Annotated in this window: 5 protein-coding genes; all 5 read left to right on the forward strand. The window is 71.2% G+C overall.

The window, feature by feature from the left end:
* Positions 1–81: 81 nt before the first annotated feature.
* The 5 genes from NCCP_RS14705 (at position 82) to tyrS (ending at position 6,119) form a co-directional block, all read left to right on the forward strand.
* On the forward strand, positions 82–861 hold the full coding sequence (locus NCCP_RS14705) for a maleylpyruvate isomerase family mycothiol-dependent enzyme (protein ID WP_149958037.1): 780 nt from the start codon (positions 82–84) through the stop codon (positions 859–861).
* A gap of 170 nt (positions 862–1,031) precedes the next feature.
* Entirely contained in the window at positions 1,032–1,880 is an 849-nt protein-coding gene (locus NCCP_RS14710) for a DNA-3-methyladenine glycosylase (protein ID WP_225873866.1), read from the forward strand.
* Positions 1,881–1,889: 9 nt separating this feature from the next.
* On the forward strand, positions 1,890–2,426 hold the full coding sequence (locus NCCP_RS14715) for an adenine phosphoribosyltransferase (RefSeq protein WP_149958039.1): 537 nt from the start codon (positions 1,890–1,892) through the stop codon (positions 2,424–2,426).
* A gap of 51 nt (positions 2,427–2,477) precedes the next feature.
* On the forward strand, positions 2,478–4,748 hold the full coding sequence (locus tag NCCP_RS14720; protein WP_149958040.1) for a HelD family protein: 2,271 nt from the start codon (positions 2,478–2,480) through the stop codon (positions 4,746–4,748).
* A gap of 48 nt (positions 4,749–4,796) precedes the next feature.
* Positions 4,797–6,119, forward strand: coding sequence for a tyrosine--tRNA ligase (gene tyrS, locus NCCP_RS14725; RefSeq protein ID WP_172627425.1), 1,323 nt, complete (start codon positions 4,797–4,799; stop codon positions 6,117–6,119).
* Positions 6,120–6,521: the final 402 nt, after the last annotated feature.

Here is a 6,521-nt window from a genome sequence, read left to right on the forward strand (position 1 = left end):
TGGCCTTCCGCACGGAAGGCCACCGGCCGCCGTCGTGCGGGCTCACTGACGCGGACGGGGCAGCCCGGCTAGGCTGGGCCCATGACCCGGATCACACCCACTGACCTGGCCGGCGCGGTCCATGACGCCGCCGAAAACTTCCGCCGCACCGTCGACCGCCTCGAGGACGCCGCCTTCCGCACCCCCTCGGCCCTGCCCGGCTGGTCCAAGGCCCACGTCCTGGCCCACACCGACGGAGTGCTGCGCGCCCTGGCCCGCCAGCTGGAACATGCCCGCCACGGCCGGCGCATCGAGTTCTACGACGGCGGCATGGAGGGGCGCAACCGCCGCATCGAGCTGGGAGTCCTCATGGCTCCGGCCCAGCTGCGCTCCCGCCTCGGGGAGGCCCTGGACCTGTTCGTGGCCGAACTCGACGCCGTTCCGGCCGGCGGCTGGCACGCCGCGGCCAGTTTCCGCGGCGAGGGCACGGTCATGGACTGCGTGCTCGGTGCCTGGCGTGAACTGACCATCCACGCCGGAGACCTCGGCGGCACCGCCGGGCCCGTCGACTGGACCCCCGAGTTCTGTGCCCACCTGTTCGACTTCCTGGCCGAGCGCGTGCCCGCGGGCGCGCGGTTCGTCCTGCAGCCCACCGGCCGTCCGCCGGTGGTGCTGGGGGAGGGCCGGGACAGCTGGGTCCTCGCCGGCATGGAGTACGACCTGGCCGCTTGGCTGGCCGGACGCGAACCCTCCGGGCAGGTCCGCGCCACCGCGGCGGCGGACGCCGCCGACCTGCCCGAGCTTGGACCCTGGCCCTCCGCCCTGCTCGTAAAGCCGGTGGAGCCGGTGGAGCCGGTGGAACCGGCAGCGCGGCAGTCCTAGCCGCCCGGTCCTCCATGTCCGCCACGCCGCAGGGCAATCTTCCCTCCGCCGCTGTTCCGCCCGGCACTGTCTCGCCCGGCACTGTCTCACCCGACCCAGCTGCACCCGACCCAGCTGCGTTGGGCCAAAGTCCCGACCCCTTTCCTCCTCGCGGGTTCCCGCCGGGAGGGGTGGAACTGTCACGGCTGTCCGGGGCCGAGCTGCTCGCCGGACCGCTGCTGGAGGTGGCCCCGGCACTGCTGGGGGCGGTGGTGACCTCCACCGTCGGCGGTGAGACCGTCTCCGTGCGGCTCACCGAGGTGGAGGGCTACGCCGGCCCGAACGACCCCGGCTCCCACGGCTTCCGCGGCCGGACGGCGCGGAACGCGGCCCTGTTCGGTCCCCCCGGGACGGTCTACGTGTACTTCACCTACGGCATGCATTTCTGCGCGAACATCGTCTGCGGGGAGGACGGCGAAGCCTCGGCCGTGCTGCTGCGCGCCGGCGAGGTGGTGGCCGGGGCCGAAACGGCCCGCCTGCGGTCCCTGCGCAGGAAACCGTCCGCGGGCCTGGAGACCGGGCTGGAAACGGGGCAGGAGATGGGGTCCGGAGAGGATCCCGGTCCGGCACGGCCGCTCAAGGCGCTCAGGGACCGCGACCTGGCCAGCGGCCCGGCCCGGCTGGCCCGCAGCCTCGGGCTGACCCTGGCCCATAACGGAACCCGGCTTGAGACCGCGGCCGGCCAGGCGGCCCAACCCGCGGCCGGTCCCCGGCGGGGGGAAGGCCGGGACGCGGAGGAGCCGGTGCTGCTGCTGTCCGGGTGGGGGACCGTGGCGCCGCGGCAGGTGATGCGTGGACCACGCGTGGGCGTCTCCGGACCCGGGGGATCGGAGAGTTACCCCTGGCGCTTTTGGATCGAAGGGGAGCCGACCGTTTCCCGCTACCGCCCCGCCGTCCGGCGGACGCGGTCCCGCCAACCCCGGCCGGCACCGCCGCCGCCGGCCGCCGGTTCGGCCGGCGGCCCCCTGCCGAGCGGCTAACATGGTGGGGTGCCAAAAGCCTCCGAAACCGTCACCGAGCTGCTCGACCGGCTCTCCGTCGTCGTCCCCGACTACCCGCAACCCGGGATCTCCTTCAAGGACCTGACCCCCGTTTTCGCGGACCCGACCGGGCTGCGCCGGATCGTCGACGAGATCGTCGCCCCGTTCGCCGGGGACTTCGACGTCGTGGCGGGGCTGGAGGCGCGCGGCTTCGTGCTTGCCGCCGCCGGCGCCTACGCCACCGGCACCGGCATGGTCACCGTGCGCAAGAAGGGCAAGCTGCCGCGCGAGGTCCACTCCGAGGACTACTCGCTCGAATACGGCACCGCCACCCTGGAACTGCACCGCGACGATGTTGCCCCCGGCACCCGCGTCCTGATCCTGGACGACGTGCTGGCCACCGGCGGCACCGTCGGGTCCGCGGTGCGCCTGTTCGAGCGCGCCGGATGTACGGTCGCGGGCATCGGCGTCGTGCTGGAACTGGCCGGCCTGGGCGGCCGGGAGCGCCTTGCCGGATACCGCGTGCACGCCTTGCAGAAGGTCTGAGCCGCGAAGAGTACAATTGTCTGTCCGTCGGAACGCGTGAGAAGAGGATCCATGCAAGAGGCGACTTCGGTCCAGCCGGAGCTTGAGCTCGAACGCCACTACGTGGCCGGCCTGTACCGCAGGCTGGATGCGTTGCGCGCGGAAAAGGCCGCCCAGCTGGCCAGGGTCCGCGGGACCGGCGCGGTCGGCTCGATGCAGAACGTCTCCGAACGCGACGCCTTCGCGACGATGTACGAGGACCGGCTGGCCCAGCTGAACGCCGTGGAGGAGCGCCTGGTCTTCGGCCGGCTGGACCTGGATGAGGAGGCCCCCGACGGGAACTCCCGCTACATCGGCCGGATCGGGCTGACGGACGAGGACCAGGGCCGGCTCATGATCGACTGGCGCGCCCCGGAGGCCGGCGCCTTCTACCAGGCCACCGCACTGCAGCGGCAGGGGGTGCGCCGCCGCCGCCACCTGATCCTCAAAAACCGCGACGTGATCGCGATCGAGGACGACGTCCTGGACACCGCGCTGCTTTCCGAGGGCGGGCACCAGCAGGGCGAGGGCGCGCTGCTGGCCGCCCTGACCTCCAAGCGCACCGGCCGGATGACGGACATCGTCAGCACCATCCAGGCCGAGCAGGACCGCATCATCCGCACGCCGCTGGCCGGCGTGCTGGTGGTGCAGGGCGGACCCGGAACCGGCAAGACCGCCGTGGCCCTGCACCGCGCCGCCTACCTGCTCTACCAGCACCGGGAACGGCTGAAGTCCGCCGGCGTGCTGCTGGTGGGCCCCTCGGCGTCGTTCATGCGCTACATCGAACGGGTGCTCCCGTCGCTGGGCGAGACCGGAGTGGTCATGGCCAGCCTGGGCCGGCTGATGCCCGGCATCCGTGCCGTTCCCGAAGCCAGCCGCGAAGCCGCCCGAATCAAGGGGCGCCTTGACATGGCCGAGGTGGTCGCCCGCGCCGTTGCCAACCGCCAGCGCCTGCCGCAGGGACCCCGCCGCGTCGTCGTGGAGGGCACCGCGCTGGAACTGCATCCGCGGGCCGTCCGCCGCGCCCGCGACAAGGCCCGCGCCACCCACAAGCCGCACAACGAGGCCCGCGCCACCTTCGTGAAGATCATGCTCCGCGAACTGGCCGACCAGCTGCAGGAGAAGCTGGAGGAATCGTCCGGGACCGGCAACTCGGTGGACCGCAGCTACCTCATCGAGGATGTGCGCTCTTCCCGTGACGTGCGCATCGCGCTCAACCTGTGCTGGATGCCGCTGACTCCCGAAAAGCTGATCGAGGACCTCTTCGCCAAGCCCGAGCACCTGGCCGCGGCCGCCCCGCAGCTGAGCGAGGCCGAGCGCCGCGTGCTCCACAGGGTCCCGAGTTCGGCCTGGACGGAGGCAGACGTCCCGCTGCTGGACGAAGCCGCCGAACTGCTGGGCACCTTCGATGCCAGCAGCGGGCGGGCCCAGGCCCAGCAGGAGGCCCAGCGCCAGCGCGATATCGCCAACGCCGAGCAGGCGCTGCGCAACGTCGATGCCATGCTCCGTGAAACCGGCAATGACGGGCTCGTCGACGCCGAGGACCTGGCGGCAATGAACGAGGAGACCGAGGCCTCGCTGACCGCCGCCGAACGCGCCGCCCAGGACCGCACGTGGGCCTACGGGCACATCGTGGTGGACGAGGCCCAGGAGCTTTCCCCGATGCAGTGGCGCCTGTTGATGCGGCGCTGCCCGCTGAAGTCGTTCACCGTGGTCGGCGACATCGCCCAGGCCAGCTCGGCGGCCAGCGCCACCAGCTGGGATGCCGCGATGGAGCCCTTCGTGGGGAAGCGCTTCACCCTGGAAGAACTTACGGTCAACTACCGCACCCCGACCCAGATCGCCGAGGCCGCCGCCCGTATGGCCCAAGCCGCCGGCCTGGTGGTATCCGCGCCCAAGGCCGTCCGGGAGGGCGAGTGGGCCCCGGTCGTGGACCGGCTTCCGGCCGGGACGCTGCTGGCGCGCCTGGTGGAGGTCCTGCCGGAAGAGGTTGGCCTGGCCGACGGCGGCCTGGTCGCCGTCATCGCGCCCGCGGCCATGCTGCGGGAGGCGCGCGCCGCCGTCGTCGGGCTCTACGGCGCCCGCGTCGGCAGCGGCTCCGGCGGGCTGGACCAGGACATCGTGGTGACCACCGCGAAGGAGGCCAAGGGCCTGGAGTTCGACGTGGTGCTGGTGCTGGAACCGGAGCAGTTGGTACAGGAGGCCGACGGAACCGTGGGCGACCTGTACGTCGCCATGACCCGCGCCACCCAGCGCCTGCGCGTCCTTGCCGAGGGGACGGTCCCGGCAGGCATCGAGGCCTAGCTGCCGGCCGGGGCCGGGGCCGGCACTGCGGATGCTACGTTTAAGGGCGTGTCTTCGAGTAAGCAGAACCCCGTACTGGCGGCCCAAAGCAACGATCCGTCCTTTCCGAATGTCTGGCAGGAACTGAAGTGGCGCGGGCTGGTCCATGTGTCCACCGATGAGGCCGCGCTGGAAAAGGCCCTCGCTGGGGACCCGATCACCTTCTACTGCGGCTTCGACCCGACCGCGCCAAGCCTGCACCTGGGCAACCTGGTGCAGTTGCTGAACATGCGCCGGCTGCAGTTGGCCGGCCACAGGCCGCTGGGCCTGGTGGGGGGCTCTACCGGCCTGATCGGCGATCCAAGGCAGACCGCCGAGCGCGTGCTGAACACCAAGGAGACTGTGGCCGAGTGGGTGAGCCGGCTGCAGGCACAGGTGTCCCGCTTCCTTTCCTTTGAGGGCGGGAACGCGGCACGCATGGTGAACAACCTCGACTGGACCGCTCCGCTGAGCGCCATCGACTTCCTGCGCGAGATCGGCAAGCACTTCCGGGTGGGCACCATGATCAAGAAGGACATCGTGGCTTCCCGGCTGAACTCCGAGGAAGGCATCAGCTACACCGAGTTCAGCTACCAGATCCTGCAGGGCATGGACTACCTGCAGCTGAACCGCGACTACGGCTGCGTGCTGCAGACGGGCGGCTCGGACCAGTGGGGGAACCTGACCAGCGGCACGGACCTGATCCGCAAAGTGGAGGGCAAGTCCGTCCACGCCTACGGCACCCCGCTGATCACCAACTCCGACGGCACCAAGTTCGGCAAGAGTGAGGGCAACGCGATCTGGCTGGACGCCGAGATGTGCAGCCCGTACACCTTCTACCAGTTCTGGCTGAACACCGCCGACGCGGACGTGGTGAACCGCCTCAAGGTCTTCACCTTCAAGACCCGCGAGGAAATCGAGGCGCTTGCCGAGTCCGTGGCCGAGCGCCCCTTCGCCCGCGAGGCCCAGCGCGTGCTGGCCTTTGAGGTGACTTCCCTGGTCCACGGTGTGGAAGCCACCGAAAAGGTCATCGCCGCCTCCGCCGCGTTGTTCGGCCAGGGGTCCCTCCAGGACCTGGACGAGGCCACGCTCAAGGCCGCGACCGCGGAGCTTCGGACCGCCACGGTCGGGACGGATGCGCTGGGCATCGTCGACCTGCTGGTTGCCGCAGGCCTCTCCGAATCCAAGTCGGCCGCCCGGCGCGTTGTGGCCGAGGGCGGGGCATACGTGAACAACCACAAGGTCACCGACGCCGAGGCCGTGGTCGGGGCCGGCGATCTGCTGCACGGCCGGTACCTCCTGGTGCGCCGCGGCAAGAAGCAGCTGGCGTTCGCGGTGGTCGAGGGCGCCTGACCCGACCTGTGCGCCGCCTCCGGGCTAAATGGACACCCGCCAAAGGCGGGCGGCCGGAATTACTTCCGGCCGCCCGCCTTTGGGTTTCCCGGAGCCCCACGCCCGAAGCGATGCTCTGCAGGAGGGCCCGGGACCGTGACGGTGCACGTGAGGCCACCGATTGCGGCCCTTTCCAGCGCGGCGCCACTACCGCATGGAAGCCGGGGACGGCCGCAGCGACACGCCCGGGATGCACGTTGATTTGCGGCCCCTGCTGTATGGAGGTATTGTTTTCTGAGTCGCCGGGACGGGGACGGCCGGGAACGGCTGGTCCGGAGGGCGGCGAATCCACCCACAACATGTCCTTTCGGGATGGGCGCCTGGTGCGTCCTGGTCCGGGAGGGTGGTGGTTCCGGGCGGGTC

Origin of the sequence: Zafaria cholistanensis, assembly GCF_008580665.1 — a bacterium.
Taxonomy (GTDB): Bacteria; Actinomycetota; Actinomycetes; order Actinomycetales; family Micrococcaceae; genus Zafaria; species Zafaria cholistanensis.

What these genes read in the sequence shown, in the direction of transcription:
- NCCP_RS14705 (WP_149958037.1), top strand. Translation starts at nt 82, where the DNA reads ATGACCCGGATCACACCCACTGACCTGGCCGGCGCGGTCCATGACGCC.
- NCCP_RS14720 (WP_149958040.1), top strand. Translation starts at nt 2,478, where the DNA reads ATGCAAGAGGCGACTTCGGTCCAGCCGGAGCTTGAGCTCGAACGCCAC.